Raw genomic sequence first — 14,986 nt, 5'->3', positions numbered from 1 at the left:
CAAGAGCCTTCGAGGCGCTGCTGTCCCATGTGGGAGCGAGCCTGCTCGCGAAAGCGATTTAATGGCCAGCGCAAATGTTGAATGCGATGGCCCCTTCGCGAGCAGGCTCGCTCCCACAGGGAGAGCGAACAATCAGCGCCTGTTAGTAGCGATAAGCGTGCGGCTTGAACGGGCCTTCGACGGTCACGCCGATGTAGTCGGCCTGGGTCTTGGTCAGTTGAGTCACAACGCCGCCGAAACCGCGGACCATTTCCAGGGCCACTTCTTCGTCGAGTTTCTTCGGCAGTACTTCAACCGTCAGGCGCTCGGCTTTCTGGGCTGGCGACAGGTCGGCGTACTTCTGGCCGAACAGGAAGATCTGCGCCAGAACCTGGTTGGCGAACGAACCGTCCATGATACGGCTTGGGTGGCCAGTGGCGTTGCCCAGGTTAACCAGACGGCCTTCGGCCAGCAGGATCAGGTAGTCGTCGTTCTGGGCATCGAATGCGCCAGGACCGGTACGGTGGATCTTGTGAACCTGTGGCTTCACTTCTTCCCATGCCCAGTTCTTGCGCATGAAAGCGGTGTCGATTTCGTTGTCGAAGTGACCGATGTTGCAGACAACAGCGCGTTTCTTCAGGGCCTTGAGCATGTTTGCGTCGCAAACATTGACGTTACCGGTGGTGGTCACGATCAGGTCGATCTTGCCCAGCAGCGCTTTGTCGATGCTTTCTTCGGTACCGGTGTTGATACCGTCGATGAACGGCGAAACCAGTTCGAAACCGTCCATGCAGGCTTGCATGGCGCAGATCGGGTCGACTTCGGAGACTTTTACGATCATGCCTTCCTGACGCAGGGACTGAGCGGAGCCCTTGCCCACGTCACCGTAACCGATGACCAGCGCTTGCTTGCCGGACAGCAGGTGGTCGGTACCGCGCTTGATCGCATCGTTCAGGCTGTGACGGCAGCCGTACTTGTTGTCGTTCTTGCTCTTGGTCACCGAGTCGTTGACGTTGATGGCCGGGATTTTCAGCTCGCCCTTGGCCAGCATGTCCAGCAGGCGGTGCACGCCAGTGGTGGTTTCTTCGGTCACGCCGTGAACGCGATCCAGTACCTGTGGGTACTTCTTGTGCAGCAGTTCGGTCAGGTCGCCGCCGTCGTCGAGGATCATGTTGGCATCCCAAGGCGCGCCATCCTTGAGGATGGTTTGCTCCAGGCACCACTCGTACTCCTGCTCGGTTTCACCTTTCCAGGCGAAAACCGGAATGCCGGCAGCGGCGATGGAGGCGGCAGCCTGGTCTTGAGTCGAGAAAATGTTGCAGGACGACCAGCGTACTTCGGCACCCAGGGCAACCAGGGTTTCGATCAGCACGGCAGTCTGGATGGTCATGTGGATGCAGCCGAGGATCTTCGCGCCCTTGAGCGGTTGCTCTTCGGAGTACTTGCGGCGCAGACCCATCAGGGCCGGCATTTCGGATTCGGCGATGATGGTTTCGCGACGACCCCAGGCAGCCAGGGACATGTCGGCGACTTTGTAATCGTTAAAATCTGCAGGCGTGATAACAGCGCTCATGAAGAGCCTCCATTCGTAATGTATGCGAATGGGCGCCGTTGTGCGTTTAGTGTCGGGCCGATCAAGGCCTGGCAACGCCCCATCCGAGCCTGACAGGTCCAGCCTGCTGCAGCGCCCCTCGGACAGGTGGCGGGAAAACGGTAGCAAGTTGAAGTTACCGTTTTGAAACGGGGGCGATTATAGCTTTCTTTGAGCTGCAAGTTGCAAGCTGCAAGCGACAAGCGAGAGCAGGTCGGCTTTTACTTGCAGCTTGTGGCTTGAGGCTTGAAGCTGGGGGCATTCACCACCATCGTTCAACCACCTCGGAGTCCCCCATGAATTTCCACACCCGCAAATGGGTCAAGCCCGAAGACCTGAACCCCAACGGCACGCTGTTTGGCGGCAGTCTTCTGCGCTGGATCGACGAAGAAGCGGCGATCTACGCCATCGTTCAGCTGGGTAACCAGCGCGTCGTCACCAAGTACATTTCCGAAATCAACTTCGTCAGCGCTTCCCGTCAGGGCGACATTATCGAACTGGGCATCACCGCCACCGAGTTCGGCCGCACCTCGATCACCCTGACTTGCGAAGTGCGCAACAAAATCACCCGCAAAAGCATCCTGACCGTCGAGAAAATGGTGTTCGTCAACCTTGGCGAAGACGGATTGCCGGCACCGCACGGCCGGACCGAGATCAAGTACGTCAAAGATCAGTTCAAGGATGATGACGCCGTTCAATGAATACGGTGGCAGCCCCTTCGCGAGCAGGCTCGCTCCCACATTGAAACGCAATCCCTTGTGGGAGCGAGCCTGCTCGCGAAAGGGGCAACGGAGATTTATCGGGCTACTGAACAGGCGTGATCCGCGCGGGTCGTAACTACATCGCACGCCAGCGGTTCAGGAGCGTTATGGACACTCACAAAACCGGCAAGACCCCCGACCTCTCGCCCAAAGAAAAGCACGAAGTCGAGAAAAGCCAGCCACCGCGCGCGGCGGTGCTGCACGAAATCATCCGCACCCAAGGCGATCAGGAACTGGAGCGCAGTATTGCCGCGCTGTGGTGGTCGGCCCTGGCTGCCGGCTTGACCATGGGCCTGTCTTTGATGGCCATGGGGCTGCTCAATTCCCGCCTGCCGGACGACGAAGGTTTCAAGGTGATCGCCAGTTTCGGCTACTGCGCCGGGTTTCTTGCGGTGATCCTCGCCCGCCAGCAACTGTTCACCGAAAACACCCTGACGGCCGTGTTGCCGATCATGAGCAAACCCACGCTGGGCAACTTTGGTCGGTTGCTCCGGTTGTGGTCTGTGGTGCTGTTCGGCAACCTTTGCGGGACCCTGCTGGTGGCCTACGTCATGCTGGAGTTGCCGATTTTCGACAGCAAGACCGACGTGGCCTTCCTCGACATCGGTCGCAAGGTCATGGAAAACCACCCCAGCCAGATGTTCGCCAAGGGCATTATTTCTGGCTGGATGATCGCCACCATGGTCTGGATGATCCCATCCATGGAGAGCGCCAAGATGTGGATCATCATCCTCATCACCTACTTCATGGCGCTGGGGGATTTCACCCACATCGTGGTCGGTTCGCTGGAGGTCTCGTACCTGGTGTTTGCCGGTGAACTGCCTTGGAAGGATTTCTGGCTGGTATTCGCCGGTCCCACGCTGGTAGGGAACATCATCGGTGGCAGCTTCATCTTCGCGTTGATCAGCCATGCACAAATTCGCAGTGAGAGCGGGCCGCCAAAAAATACAGCGGATCAGGGCGAGGAGCCCGACCCGCAAAAGATCAAAAAATAGTCGATTTCAGCTTGGGGCATTAACCGCTGCTACGCCACGGCGTTGCAGGTAGATGAAAAACAGCGCGGTCAGCACTGTCAGGCCGCTGACCAGCGCGCCCGTCCAGGGCAAGTCCGCCAGATCCGCGCCGCTGGCCACCACCAATCCGCCAATCCATGCGCCCGCTGCGTTGCCGAGGTTGAATGCGCTCTGGTTCAGGGTCGATCCCAGGTTTGGCGCTTCGTGGGCCTGATCGATGATCAGCAATTGCAGGATCGGGCACAACGCGAATGCAAAAATCCCCCACAGCACCAGGGTAATCGCCGCCGGAATCACCGAGTGGCTGGTCTGGCTGAAGGTGGCCAACACCAGCACCACGGCCAGTGCCATGCCGACCAGCGACGGCAACAGGCGACTGTCGGCGAGGCGGCCACCGAGCATGCTGCCCGCCGTCAAGCCCACCCCGAACAACAGCAACATGATTGTCACGCCATGGGGGCTCACGCCAGTGATGTCCTGCAGGATCGGTGCGATGTAGGTGAATACGCTGAAAAGGCTGGTCGAGGCCAGCACACTCATGCCTAGCGCCAGCAGCACGTTGACCTTGCCCAAAACCTTGAACTCGCTGGCGAGGTTGGCCTTGTCCATCGCAATGTCCTTCGGCAACCAGATCCATTGCGCAATGGCGGCGATCACACCGATCACCGACACCGCCCAGAACGTCGAGCGCCAGCCGGCGTATTGCCCAAGTGCGGTGCCCAGTGGCACGCCCAGCACGTTGGCCAGGGTCAGGCCGGTGAACATCATCGCAATCGCCTGAGCCCGTTTGTTCGGCGCCACCAGCCCGGCGGCGACCACCGAGCCGATGCCGAAAAACGCACCGTGGCATAGCGCGGTCACCACTCGGGCGGCCATCAGCGTGGCGTAGTTCGGGGCCAGGGCGCAGAGCATGTTGCCGAGGATGAACATCAGCGTCATGCCCAGCAATGTGGCTTTGCGCGGCATATTGGCGGTGCCGACCGCGAGGATCGGCGCGCCGAACACCACGCCCAGGGCGTACCCGGTGATCAACAGACCGGCATGAGGAATGCTCACCGCGAGGTCGCGGGCAACATCGGGCAGCAGACCCATGATGACGAATTCAGTGGTGCCGATGCCGAACGCGGCAACAGCGAGGGCAAGCAAAGCGAGTGGCATGCGCAAGGTCTCTGTCGGTAGTCTTGACGCTGTGATCAGGCATACGCATGCCGAAGACCGTTCTCGACGAGAGCGGGCAAGGGCGGATGTTATTGGAATTAGTCTGTGCGCAACTGAGTGCGGCGTGGTCGCTTGCAGTATAAACAGCTGCTGACATATCGCGAATCAATTCTGTGGGGGCGGGCCTGCTCGCGATGGATATCAACGATGACGCGTGTTTTCAGGATATACGCGTTGTTCTGACGTTTTTCGCGAGCGAGCTCGCTCCTACATGGGATGCGGGAAAACAAAAAGGAGTGTGCCGTGCTTGCGACGGCTCTGGTGTTGGTGGCGGCGCTGTTGCATGCGGCGTGGAATACCCTGATCAAATTCAGCGCTGAGCGCTTGTTGGTGGTGGCCTGCATGGACAGCGTGGCGATGCTTTTTGTCGCGCTGATGTTGCCTTTCGTGGAGCTGCCGCCCGTTGAAATCTGGCCCTGGATTCTGGCTTCCGCGGCATTCGAGTTGCTCTATCGCTATCTGTTGATCCAGGCCTACCGGGTCGGTGACCTCGGGCTGGTCTATCCGTTGATGCGCGGGTTGTCACCCCTGGTGGTGCTGGCGCTGACGCTGATCTTCGCCGGGGAAGCGCTGACCCATCAGCAGATCTTCGGGATTCTGCTGATCCCGCTTGGCATGCTGTGCCTGCTTTGGCAGGGCGGAGGCGGTGCGCGCCTGCCTTGGTCGATGTTGCCGGTGGTGGGGCTGATCGGCCTGTGCATCGGTTGCTACACCTACATCGACGGTCAGGCGCTGCGGCGCTGGTCGCACCCGCTGGACTATCTGGTCTGGGTGACGCTGCTCAGCGCCTGGCCATTCCCGTTGCTGGCCTGGGTGCGAAAGCGGCCGGCGTTCAGGTTGTTCTGGCGTGAGCAGTGGCGTTTGGGGCTGGCGGTCGGGTTCTGCGTGTTGTTCAGCTACGCTTTGGTGCTGTGGGCCATGCAGCTGGGCTCGATTGCCGAAGCGGCGGCGTTGCGCGAGATCAGTGTGATTCTGGTGGTGCTGTTCGGCATGCGTTACCTGAAAGAACCTTTTGGCAGGCCACGGCTACTGGCCTGTGGACTGGTGCTGATCGGCATGCTGGTGATGAAATTCTGACGGCTCTGTAACGTGAAGAAGGGACTGCTTTATGACGGTTGCTCTGTGGTGCATTTTGATTGCGATTTTCCTGCCGTATGTATGTGTGGGTGTGGCCAAGATCAGCGGCGGGTTCAGGTTGAGACACAACCATGACCCCCGGGGTTTTCTCGATTCGCTGGAAGGATTGGGCAGGCGCGCAAATGCGGCGCAACTGAACAGCTTTGAAGTGACCCCGGCGTTCGCCGCGGCGGTGATCGTGGCTCACCTGGCCGGTAATGCGGAATTGGTGACGATCAACGTGCTGTCGGTGTTGTTCATCACCAGCCGGCTGCTGTACATCATTTTTTATCTAACGGATCTGGCGACGTTGCGGTCGTTGATGTGGTTTGTGGGGATGGGGTTGATTGTGGCGTTTTTTGTTGTGTCGGCCTGAATCTTTATTGCCGATAACGACCCCTTCGCGAGCAGGCTCGCTCCCACAGTGGATCTTCATTGAACACAAATCTTGTGTTCGGCAATGAACCCGTGTGGGAGCGAGCCTGCTCGCGAAAGCTATCTGATGGCCAACGCTTGACTCAGGGCTTGGTCTTCTCTGCATCAGCCACCTGGGGCACTTGCGGCAGCGCCGCGCCCTTAGGCCACAGCATCCAGATCTGCCCCTGTTGCTTCATGTCCCCGGCCAGTTGCCCGGCCGCATCGCCCGTGCCCCAGAACAGATCTGCGCGAACCTCGCCGGCAATTGCGCCGCCCGTGTCCTGCGCCGCCACCGGTCGAACCAATGCGGTGCCATCCGGTTTGGTGGTGGATAGCCACAACAGGCTGCCCAGCGGAATGACCTTGCGATCTACCGCTGCGCTGTAACCCGCCGTCAACGGCACATTCAACGAGCCGCGAGGCCCTTCGTTGCTGTCGGGGTTGCGGGTGAAAAACACATAACTTGGATTGCTGCCGAGCAGTTCCGGAATGCGCGACGGATTGGCCTTGGCCCAGGCGCTGATCGTGCCCATGGTCACGTCCTCTTTCTTCAGTTCGCCTTGCTCCACCAGCCAGCGTCCGATCGGCCGATACGGGTGGCCATTCTGGTCGGCGTAAGCGATGCGCAACTGGCGACCGCTGTCGAGCTGGATACGACCCGAACCCTGGATCTGCAGGAACTGCAGGTTCATTGGATCAGTCAGCCAGGCCACCACCGGTGCCTTGACCCCCTTGGTTTCAATCGTTGCCGCATCGTCGTATGGCTTGAGTACGCGGCCTTCGAGCCGGCCGCGCAGACGTTTGCCTTTGAGTTCCGGGTAGATGCTGTCCAGGGCAACGATGATCATGTCGTCGGGCACGCCATACACCGGGATGTTCGCCGTTGCCGTCTGGGTCAGGCTGCCGGGGTAGACCGGTTCGTAGTAACCGGTGATCAAACCGTTGGGGTTGTCATTGGCGGCACGCAGGCCATAGACATCGAGGTTCTGCTTGATAAAGCCACGAATCTCGCCAGCGGTTTGCGGTACGTTGGCGGCTGCTGCGCAGGTGGTACCCCAGACCGGGTCGGCCTTGAGTCGTGTGCAGGCGCTGCGCCACGAGCCGAAGCCAGCAACCAGGTCATTGTCGGAAACTGCCGGCAGCGCCTCCCACGTGGCGCTGGAGTAGGTGGCCAAGGCGTGGGTTTTCGGTTGTTGTTTGTCGCCACCGGTGCAGCCTGCGAGCAGGGCCACCATTGGCAGGGTCCAGGCCAGGCTGCAACGCCATGCCTTGATACGGCTGTTCATGGAGTAATTCCTTTGCCGGTTGCCTGAGTGCTCCATGCGCTCATGCAACCCGTATTGATAATAGGGCTATTGGTGTTTGCCGATGACGCGAGGATACTGGCCGCCGTTTCCTGTGACCTGAAGCTGCCATGACTCTTAAAAGACTTACTGTTGTATTGCTGGCTTGTCTGACGTTGTCCGCCTGCGGCGGTGTCGATCCCAATTCGCCACTGGGTCAGCGCAAGGCCATTTTCAAGCAAATGCTCAAGACCGGCGAAGACCTGGGTGGCATGTTGCGTGGCCGTATTCCGTTCGATGGCCCGAAATTCGCTGACGGCGCGGTGAAACTTGACGCGTTGTCCCGTGAACCCTGGAAGCATTTCCCGCAAATGCGTGAAGAAGACCATACCAGTGCCAAAAGCGATGTCTGGCAACAGCAGGAGCGCTTTCAGGAAATGGCCCGCACCCTTGAAGCCGCTACCGGCGAACTGGTGATCGCCAGCCAGGTTCAGCCCTACAAGGCCAGCAACCTGGGGCCGGCGGTGCAGAAGGTCGAAGACGCCTGTAGTGCGTGTCATAAAGAATTTCGGGATCATTGATTGGCGGTGCCGGGTCTGACGCCTTCGCGAGCAGGCTCGCTCCCACAGTTAATCGCATTCCCCTGTGGGAGCGAGCCTGCTCGCGAAGACGGATCTGGCAACGCCAACGATCCACGTTTTTTACCGTTTCTTACTTATCCAACTCATCGACCGCTTCCTGCAATTGCTTGCGGGACTCGGCGAGCTTCTCTTTGCGCTTGTCGATCTTCTCGGGATCGCCTTTTTTCATGGCCTTGTCGAGGTCGGCCTGACGCCTGCTGACTTCGTGCTTGGCGTCGAGCACCTTGTTTTCCCGTTCTTTTTTCAGTGAGGCGTCCGTGCAGTTGGCGGTGACTTCGCTCAGGGCTTTTTCCAGCCCCGCCTGCTGCTCGGCATTACCGTGGGACTTGGCCAGTTCGATCTGATTGATGATGCCTTGCTTCTTGGCGGCGCAGCCGGTCAGTCCCGGTGCATCTTCGGCCGCCATCAGCGGGGCGGCCATCACGCTGCAAAGGGCCAACAGGGCGAGCGGTGAAAGAAATTTCATAAAAGCTCCATGTGAAAAGGCAATCGTGTCGATGCAGCGATGGCTTGTTTGAGCCCATCGGTACTAGAGGGTTCCCGGGTGCCAAGGCATTACCGGTCGTTAAAAACCGTCAATCCCTGCCGCCCGTAATGTTTCACTCAAGGCCAGGACCTGCGGGTCGCGGAAAAACGCGCTCAGTTGCGCTGCGCGTCCCGGGCCGATCCCGGATTCGGCCTGCCATTGTTCGATGTTTCGATTCGCCAGCGCCTGCCATGAATCAACGAGATGTGCCTGGCCTGTCGGTGGCATGCCCAGGGCTTTGAGCCAACGGGCGAAAGATCGTTGCCGGGCACTGTCGAAACTGCTCGAAAGTCGCGCGGCACTGCGCTCGCCGAAACCATCAATGTTAGCAAGCTCCTGAGCATCGAGGGTCAACCAATCGAGCAGACCTTTCAGGCGGCCTGATTCAAGAAGCTTTTCCCAGGTGCCAGGGCCGACATGGGACAAAGCCAGGCCCTGCTTGCCACTGAGCCAAGTCAGGCGGGCGAGGAATTGACCCTCGCATCCCGGAGTGGGTTGCCAGCAGCTTAGCGAATGAAAATCCGTTGCCAGCGGCACGTTCAGTTCCGGTCGCTGGGTGCTGCGCAGCACCACGCCATCCAGTCTGGGAATGGTCAGGCCGGCCAGGCTGATGGCGACCTGGTCACCGGGCCGAATGTCCAGAAATTGCCAGCGTTGCAAGGAGCTCACACTGACACGCTTGATTTGCCGGTCATCGAGCATCACCGGCGTCAACTCCAGCACCGGGGTGATCCGCCCGGTCCGGCCGATCTTGAAGTGAACCTTGCGCACTTGCGCCAGTGCCTGGGCGAAAGGGTATTTCCAGGCGGCGATCCAGTAAGGCGGCTTGGCTTGCCACCGTTCGGCGGGTGGTCGGTTTGCCTGGCGCAGGACGATGCCATCGCTGGCAAACGGCAGGGGCGAGCGAAACCAGTGGTCGCGCCAGCGCTGTGCGTCGGCCAGTGCGCTGATCGGTTGGCTGTACGCTTTGGTACCGGGAAATCCCAGTTCATCCAGCATCGCGACGCGCTCTGGCAACTTTTCCGGACCTCGGGGCCAGTCCCAGACGAACAGGCCTATCCCGGTTGCCTGCTGCGAACTTAGTGCTTTGCGAGCCATCAAGCCCGCGACGGTGGCACGGGCATTGAGACTGCCGTCCCGAGCCTGCACGTGCCCGTCCAGGCGCCAGTAGAGTTCGCCTTGCACCAACAGGTCCAGGGGTTGCGAGAGGTGTTGGGGGATGGCTGCAATCTGACGTACCGAAGTCGTCCAGTCCTGGCCATGTGAACCATCGCCACGACTGATCGCCTGGGTCAGCCGGCCCTGGCGATAGATCAAGGTTACGGCAACGCCGTCGACCTTGGGTTGGACCCAGACGTCCGTGCGATCACGCAGCCAGTGTTCGACGGCTTGATCGTCGTGGAGTTTTTCCAGGCCTGTGTGGGCGATGGGGTGGGCAATCGTGCCGCGCGCGGTGCGCAGTGGATTTGTGGGTGAGTCACGATTGTAGCATTGGTGCCACTGGGCAAGGCGCGCGCGGGACTGGTCATAGAGTTCATCGGTGACCAGGGATTTTCCTTCGCGGTGATAGCTGTCGTCCCAGAGGTCGATCTGTTTTTGCAGTGCAGCGACTTCGTTCGAGGCGCGTTCGGTTGGCCAGTCGGGGCATGGGGTGGCGTTGGCGTTCAGGCTGGAAAGGGTCAGCAGGCAAGTGAAAAACAGGCGCAGGGTGAGGGGCATCGCGAGCGTCCTTGCTCATTGGGGTGCCTGAAGGCTAGGCGAGTACTGGCTGGCTTGAAGGGTGGGTGTTTTGCCGAATGTTTTGTTGTCTGGACTGGCTTCTTCGCGAGCAGGGGAATGCGATTAACTGTGGGAGCGAGCCTGCTCGCGAAGGGGGCGATGCGGTCTCGAATGCAAGGCCATAAAAAGCCCCGCACGGCAAAACCGTGCGGGGCTTCTGGTACAGCCGGGAAAGGCTTACAGGCCGGCGGCGGAACGCAGGGCGTCGGCGCGGTCGGTTTTTTCCCAGGTGAAGGTGGTGAAAGTATCGTCACCCACAGTCTTGGTTGCCGGGGTACGACCGAAGTGGCCGTACGCTGCGGTTTCCTGGTACATCGGGTGCAGCAGGTCAAGCATCTTGGTGATCGCGTATGGACGCAGGTCGAACACTTCGCGGACCAGCTTGACGATCTTGTCATCGCTGATCTTGCCGGTGCCGAAGGTGTTCAACGAGATCGAAGTCGGCTGGGCGACGCCGATGGCGTAGGACACCTGAATCTCGCAACGCTCGGCCAGGCCGGCGGCGACGATGTTTTTCGCCACGTAACGACCGGCGTAGGCAGCCGAACGGTCAACCTTCGATGGATCTTTACCGGAAAACGCGCCACCGCCGTGACGGGCCATGCCGCCGTAGCTGTCGACGATGATCTTGCGGCCGGTCAGACCGCAGTCACCTACCGGGCCACCGATGATGAACTGGCCGGTCGGGTTGATGTGGAACTGGGTGTCCTTGGTCAGCAGCTCGGCAGGCAACACGTGCTTGACGATCAGTTCCATCACGCCTTCGCGCAGGTCGTTGTACGACACTTCCGGGTTGTGCTGGGTCGACAGAACAACGGCGTCGATACCGACAACCTTGCCGTTTTCGTAACGGCAGGTTACTTGCGATTTGGCGTCCGGACGCAGCCAAGGCAGCAGGCCGGATTTACGGGCTTCGGCTTGCCTTTGCACAAGCTGGTGCGAGAACGTGATCGGTGCAGGCATCAGTACGTCGGTTTCGTTGCTGGCGTAGCCGAACATCAGGCCCTGGTCGCCGGCACCCTGATCTTCAGGCTTGGCGCGGTCGACACCCTGGTTGATGTCAGGAGACTGCTTGCCGATGATGTTCATCACGCCGCAGGTCGCACCGTCGAAGCCGACGTTGGAGCTGGTGTAGCCGATGTCGGTGATCACGTCACGAACGATCTGCTCCAGGTCAACCCAGGCCGAGGTGGTGACTTCGCCGGCGATGATTGCCACGCCCGTTTTCACCAGAGTCTCGCACGCCACACGGGCGAACTTGTCTTCAGCAATGATGGCGTCCAGTACCGCATCAGAAATCTGGTCGGCGATTTTGTCCGGATGCCCTTCAGACACGGACTCGGAGGTGAAAAGGGAGTATTCGCTCATCTCGATTTTTTCCTGAAATTACCGATGGTGAGTGTCGCCAGCCGGCCGCTGAAAATGGCGGACCTGGATCTGGAAACCATTACGTAAGCCTACATAGAGGCTTTCCCCGGGAACGAGTCCCGCAGCGGTGGCCCAACGGGCCAGGTCGTCCTGTTCAAACCCCAGCCAGAGATCACCGCAGGCCTCCTTGGCCCAACTCTGGTTGTGGCTGCATAACTCTGTCACTAACAGGCTACCGCCTGGTTGCAGCAAATTGGCCATGTGCTTGAGCGCATCGGCCGGCGCGGCGAAATGGTGCAGCACCATGTTCAATACAACGCAATCGGCCTTGAGGCTCACGCCGTTCAAGGCATCGGCCAGTTGCAGGCTGACGTTGGTCAGCATCTGGCGCTCGCACACCTGACGCGCCAGTTCGAGCATCGCCTGGCTGTTGTCCAGCGCCGTGACCTGGGTGAAGCGGCGCGCCAGTTCCGGTAGAAAAGCACCGTCTCCGGGGCCGACCTCGATGGCTGTGGCACCTTCGCTGAAACTCAGTTTGTCGAGCAAGGCCACCACGCTATCGCGGTATTGCGGCAGGCCGGCGATCAAGTCTTGCTGGGCGCGAAACTTCTCCGCGACCCGTGAGAAAAAATCCTGGCTGGCCGCCGCCCTTTGTCCGTGGACCTGAGTTATCCGCGACTGCACATCGGCAGGCAGGGTCAGCTCGTCCACTTCGTCGAGCAAGGCCATGTGCAGTTTGCCGCCCAGGGTTTCGGTGTGGGGCAGGGCGCGACGGTAGAAAATCGCGTTGCCTTCACGGCGGGTCGCTACCAGGTCGGCCTGGGCCAATACCTTGAGGTGATGGCTCATGCCGGACTGGCCGATACCGAAGATCTGCGCCAGCTCAAGCACGCCAAACGAATCGTTGGCCAGCGCGCGCAAAACATTCAGCCGCAGAGGATCGCCAGCGGCCTTGCACAAGGCCGCCAACTCATCGCAATCGTCATGGCGAATGGAAGGCACACGTAAATTCATAAGGCCGGCAGTCTAGTCATGCGTCGGAAGCACCGCAAGAGCAATATCAAAAAGTTTTGATATTGCTCGATAGATGGCACTTCTTAACGTTAGCTTCAGTCAACAAACGAGTGGCGGAAAGGTTTCACCAGCCGAAACCGTCGTTATCGATTGGAAAAACGCCTTCAGATGACTATCTGTCATTGCCCCGAGGCGGCTCGGTGAGGGAAAATGCTCGCCTTTTTTCCGTTTCGTTTTATTCACTCTCGATTCAGAACCCGCAGGAGAACAGCGATGCCTAGCCGTCGTGAGCGTGCCAACGCCATTCGTGCCCTCAGCATGGATGCCGTGCAAAAAGCCAACAGCGGCCACCCCGGTGCCCCTATGGGTATGGCGGATATTGCCGAAGTGCTTTGGCGCGACTACCTCAAGCACAACCCGAGCAATCCATCGTTCGCCGACCGTGACCGCTTCGTGCTGTCCAACGGTCATGGCTCGATGCTGATCTACTCGCTGCTGCACCTGACCGGCTACGACCTGTCGATCGAAGACCTGAAGCAGTTCCGCCAGCTGCACAGCCGCACCCCGGGTCACCCGGAACTCGGCTACACCCCGGGTGTTGAAACCACCACCGGTCCACTGGGCCAGGGCCTGGCCAACGCCGTGGGTTTTGCCCTGGCCGAAAAAGTCATGGCGGCGCAATTCAACCGTCCTGGCCACAACATTGTCGATCACCACACCTACGTGTTCCTGGGTGATGGCTGCATGATGGAAGGCATTTCCCATGAAGTCGCTTCCTTGGCCGGCACCCTGGGCCTGGGCAAGCTGATCGCCTTCTACGACGACAACGGCATCTCCATCGACGGCGAAGTCGAAGGCTGGTTCACCGATGACACGCCCAAGCGTTTCGAATCCTACAACTGGCAAGTGATCCGCAATGTCGACGGTCACGACCCGGAAGAGATCAAAATCGCGATCGATACCGCTCGTAAAAGCGATCAGCCAACCCTGATCTGCTGCAAGACCACCATCGGCTTCGGTTCGCCGAACAAGCAAGGCAAGGAAGATTGCCACGGCGCCCCGCTGGGTGACGCGGAAATCGCCCTGACCCGTGCCGCGCTGAAGTGGAACCACGGCCCGTTCGAAATCCCGGCCGACATCTATGCCGAGTGGGATGCCAAGGAAGCCGGCCGCGCGGTCGAAGCCGAGTGGGACCAGCGTTTCGCAGCCTACTCCGCGGCCTTCCCGACCGAAGCCAACGAACTGATTCGTCGTCTGAGCGGTGAGCTGCCGGCTGACTTCTCCGAAAAAGCCGATGCTTATATCGCCGAAGTCGCTGCCAAGGGCGAAACCATTGCCAGCCGTAAAGCCAGCCAGAACGCCCTGAACGCGTTCGGCCCGCTGCTGCCTGAGTTCCTTGGCGGTTCGGCTGACCTGGCCGGTTCCAACCTGACCCTGTGGAAAGGCTGCAAAGGCGTCACCGCTGAGGACGCCAGCGGCAACTACATGTACTACGGCGTGCGCGAGTTCGGCATGACCGCGATCATGAACGGCGTTGCCCTGCACGGTGGCCTGGTGCCTTACGGCGCGACCTTCCTGATGTTCATGGAATACGCCCGCAACGCCGTGCGCATGTCGGCCCTGATGAAGCAGCGTGTGATCCACGTCTATACCCACGACTCCATCGGTCTGGGCGAAGACGGTCCGACTCACCAGCCAATCGAGCAACTGGCCAGCCTGCGCTGCACGCCGAACCTCGACACCTGGCGTCCAGCTGACGCTGTTGAATCGGCGGTGTCCTGGAAGTATGCGCTGGAGCGTAAAGATGGTCCTTCGGCCCTGATCTTCTCGCGTCAGAACCTGCAACACCAGACCCGCAATGCCCTGCAGATCGCCGACATCAATCGTGGCGGCTACGTGTTGAAGGACTGCGCCGGCGAGCCTGAGCTGATCCTGATCGCCACTGGTTCGGAAGTCGGCCTGGCCGTTCAGGCCTTCGACAAACTCACCGAGCAAGGTCGCAAGGTGCGTGTGGTTTCCATGCCTTGCACCAGCGTGTTCGATGCCCAGGATGCCGGCTACAAGCAATCGGTCCTGCCGTTGCAGGTCAGCGCCCGTATCGCCATCGAAGCTTCCCACGCCGACTACTGGTACAAGTACGTCGGCCTGGAAGGTCGCGTGATCGGCATGACTACCTACGGCGAGTCGGCACCTGCGTCGGCCTTGTTCGAAGAGTTCGGCTTCACCCTGGAAAACATCCTGGGTCAGGCTGAAGAGCTGCTGGAAGACTAAGTTCAGGGT

Annotated in this window: 13 protein-coding genes and 1 riboswitch; of the genes, 6 read left to right on the top strand and 7 right to left on the bottom strand. The window is 59.9% G+C overall.

What is annotated here, in order from left to right; all coding sequences use genetic code 11:
* Positions 1-142 precede the first annotated feature (142 nt).
* On the bottom strand, positions 143-1,552 hold the full coding sequence (gene ahcY, locus CKW21_RS21880) for an adenosylhomocysteinase (protein ID WP_095195990.1): 1,410 nt from the start codon (positions 1,550-1,552) through the stop codon (positions 143-145).
* 23 nt (positions 1,553-1,575) lie between these two features.
* Positions 1,576-1,678: riboswitch (S-adenosyl-L-homocysteine riboswitch) on the bottom strand.
* Between the two features lie 188 nt (positions 1,679-1,866).
* On the opposite strand from ahcY, the gene CKW21_RS21875 reads away from it, so the two are divergent.
* Entirely contained in the window at positions 1,867-2,271 is a 405-nt protein-coding gene (locus tag CKW21_RS21875; protein ID WP_007981658.1) for an acyl-CoA thioesterase, read from the top strand.
* A gap of 167 nt (positions 2,272-2,438) precedes the next feature.
* The gene (locus tag CKW21_RS21870; protein WP_095195989.1) at positions 2,439-3,326 is read left to right on the top strand and encodes a formate/nitrite transporter family protein; all 888 of its coding nucleotides are present in this window, start codon (positions 2,439-2,441) and stop codon (positions 3,324-3,326) included.
* A 6-nt stretch (positions 3,327-3,332) separates the two neighbouring features.
* Here CKW21_RS21870 and CKW21_RS21865 read toward each other — a convergent pair whose 3' ends face one another.
* Positions 3,333-4,502 carry an MFS transporter gene (locus CKW21_RS21865; RefSeq protein WP_095195988.1) on the bottom strand — a complete coding sequence of 390 codons (1,170 nt, stop codon included), beginning with the start codon at positions 4,500-4,502 and terminating at the stop codon, positions 3,333-3,335.
* Between the two features lie 303 nt (positions 4,503-4,805).
* On the opposite strand from CKW21_RS21865, the gene CKW21_RS21860 reads away from it, so the two are divergent.
* Positions 4,806-5,639 carry an EamA family transporter gene (locus CKW21_RS21860; protein ID WP_095195987.1) on the top strand — a complete coding sequence of 278 codons (834 nt, stop codon included), beginning with the start codon at positions 4,806-4,808 and terminating at the stop codon, positions 5,637-5,639.
* 31 nt (positions 5,640-5,670) lie between these two features.
* Positions 5,671-6,054, top strand: a complete 384-nt coding sequence (locus CKW21_RS21855) for an MAPEG family protein (protein WP_095195986.1) — start codon at positions 5,671-5,673, stop codon at positions 6,052-6,054.
* A 142-nt stretch (positions 6,055-6,196) separates the two neighbouring features.
* On the opposite strand, the gene CKW21_RS21850 is transcribed toward CKW21_RS21855, so the two are convergent.
* The gene (locus CKW21_RS21850) at positions 6,197-7,381 is read right to left on the bottom strand and encodes a murein transglycosylase A (RefSeq protein ID WP_095195985.1); all 1,185 of its coding nucleotides are present in this window, start codon (positions 7,379-7,381) and stop codon (positions 6,197-6,199) included.
* A gap of 128 nt (positions 7,382-7,509) precedes the next feature.
* Here CKW21_RS21850 and CKW21_RS21845 point away from each other — a divergent pair, with 128 nt between their 5' ends.
* Positions 7,510-7,959, top strand: a complete 450-nt coding sequence (locus tag CKW21_RS21845) for a cytochrome c (RefSeq protein WP_095195984.1) — start codon at positions 7,510-7,512, stop codon at positions 7,957-7,959.
* A gap of 130 nt (positions 7,960-8,089) precedes the next feature.
* Here CKW21_RS21845 and CKW21_RS21840 read toward each other — a convergent pair whose 3' ends face one another.
* From CKW21_RS21840 to CKW21_RS21825, 4 genes are all read right to left on the bottom strand, one after another.
* Positions 8,090-8,485, bottom strand: coding sequence for a DUF1090 domain-containing protein (locus CKW21_RS21840; RefSeq protein ID WP_095195983.1), 396 nt, complete (start codon positions 8,483-8,485; stop codon positions 8,090-8,092).
* 99 nt (positions 8,486-8,584) lie between these two features.
* Positions 8,585-10,264 carry an NAD-dependent DNA ligase LigB gene (gene ligB / locus CKW21_RS21835; protein ID WP_095195982.1) on the bottom strand — a complete coding sequence of 560 codons (1,680 nt, stop codon included), beginning with the start codon at positions 10,262-10,264 and terminating at the stop codon, positions 8,585-8,587.
* A gap of 237 nt (positions 10,265-10,501) precedes the next feature.
* Positions 10,502-11,692 carry a methionine adenosyltransferase gene (gene metK, locus CKW21_RS21830; RefSeq protein WP_095195981.1) on the bottom strand — a complete coding sequence of 397 codons (1,191 nt, stop codon included), beginning with the start codon at positions 11,690-11,692 and terminating at the stop codon, positions 10,502-10,504.
* Between the two features lie 18 nt (positions 11,693-11,710).
* Positions 11,711-12,706, bottom strand: a complete 996-nt coding sequence (locus tag CKW21_RS21825; protein ID WP_095195980.1) for a metalloregulator ArsR/SmtB family transcription factor — start codon at positions 12,704-12,706, stop codon at positions 11,711-11,713.
* Between the two features lie 273 nt (positions 12,707-12,979).
* Here CKW21_RS21825 and tkt point away from each other — a divergent pair, with 273 nt between their 5' ends.
* Positions 12,980-14,977, top strand: a complete 1,998-nt coding sequence (gene tkt, locus CKW21_RS21820; protein ID WP_095195979.1) for a transketolase — start codon at positions 12,980-12,982, stop codon at positions 14,975-14,977.
* Positions 14,978-14,986: the final 9 nt, after the last annotated feature.

This window comes from Pseudomonas sp. Irchel 3A7 (genome assembly GCF_900187565.1).
Classification (GTDB): Bacteria; Pseudomonadota; Gammaproteobacteria; order Pseudomonadales; family Pseudomonadaceae; genus Aquipseudomonas.
The sequence above is the reverse complement of the archived record's forward strand: the minus strand, read 5'-3'. Positions and strand labels throughout refer to the sequence as shown.

Excerpts from the sequence above, each read along its gene's own strand:
- ahcY (WP_095195990.1), bottom strand. The coding sequence starts at position 1,552 with ATGAGCGCTGTTATCACGCCTGCAGATTTTAACGATTACAAAGTCGCC.
- CKW21_RS21875 (WP_007981658.1), top strand. The coding sequence starts at position 1,867 with ATGAATTTCCACACCCGCAAATGGGTCAAGCCCGAAGACCTGAACCCC.
- CKW21_RS21870 (WP_095195989.1), top strand. The coding sequence starts at position 2,439 with ATGGACACTCACAAAACCGGCAAGACCCCCGACCTCTCGCCCAAAGAA.
- CKW21_RS21865 (WP_095195988.1), bottom strand. The coding sequence starts at position 4,502 with ATGCCACTCGCTTTGCTTGCCCTCGCTGTTGCCGCGTTCGGCATCGGC.
- CKW21_RS21855 (WP_095195986.1), top strand. The coding sequence starts at position 5,671 with ATGACGGTTGCTCTGTGGTGCATTTTGATTGCGATTTTCCTGCCGTAT.
- CKW21_RS21850 (WP_095195985.1), bottom strand. The coding sequence starts at position 7,381 with ATGAACAGCCGTATCAAGGCATGGCGTTGCAGCCTGGCCTGGACCCTG.
- CKW21_RS21845 (WP_095195984.1), top strand. The coding sequence starts at position 7,510 with ATGACTCTTAAAAGACTTACTGTTGTATTGCTGGCTTGTCTGACGTTG.
- CKW21_RS21840 (WP_095195983.1), bottom strand. The coding sequence starts at position 8,485 with ATGAAATTTCTTTCACCGCTCGCCCTGTTGGCCCTTTGCAGCGTGATG.
- ligB (WP_095195982.1), bottom strand. The coding sequence starts at position 10,264 with ATGCCCCTCACCCTGCGCCTGTTTTTCACTTGCCTGCTGACCCTTTCC.
- metK (WP_095195981.1), bottom strand. The coding sequence starts at position 11,692 with ATGAGCGAATACTCCCTTTTCACCTCCGAGTCCGTGTCTGAAGGGCAT.
- CKW21_RS21825 (WP_095195980.1), bottom strand. The coding sequence starts at position 12,706 with ATGAATTTACGTGTGCCTTCCATTCGCCATGACGATTGCGATGAGTTG.
- tkt (WP_095195979.1), top strand. The coding sequence starts at position 12,980 with ATGCCTAGCCGTCGTGAGCGTGCCAACGCCATTCGTGCCCTCAGCATG.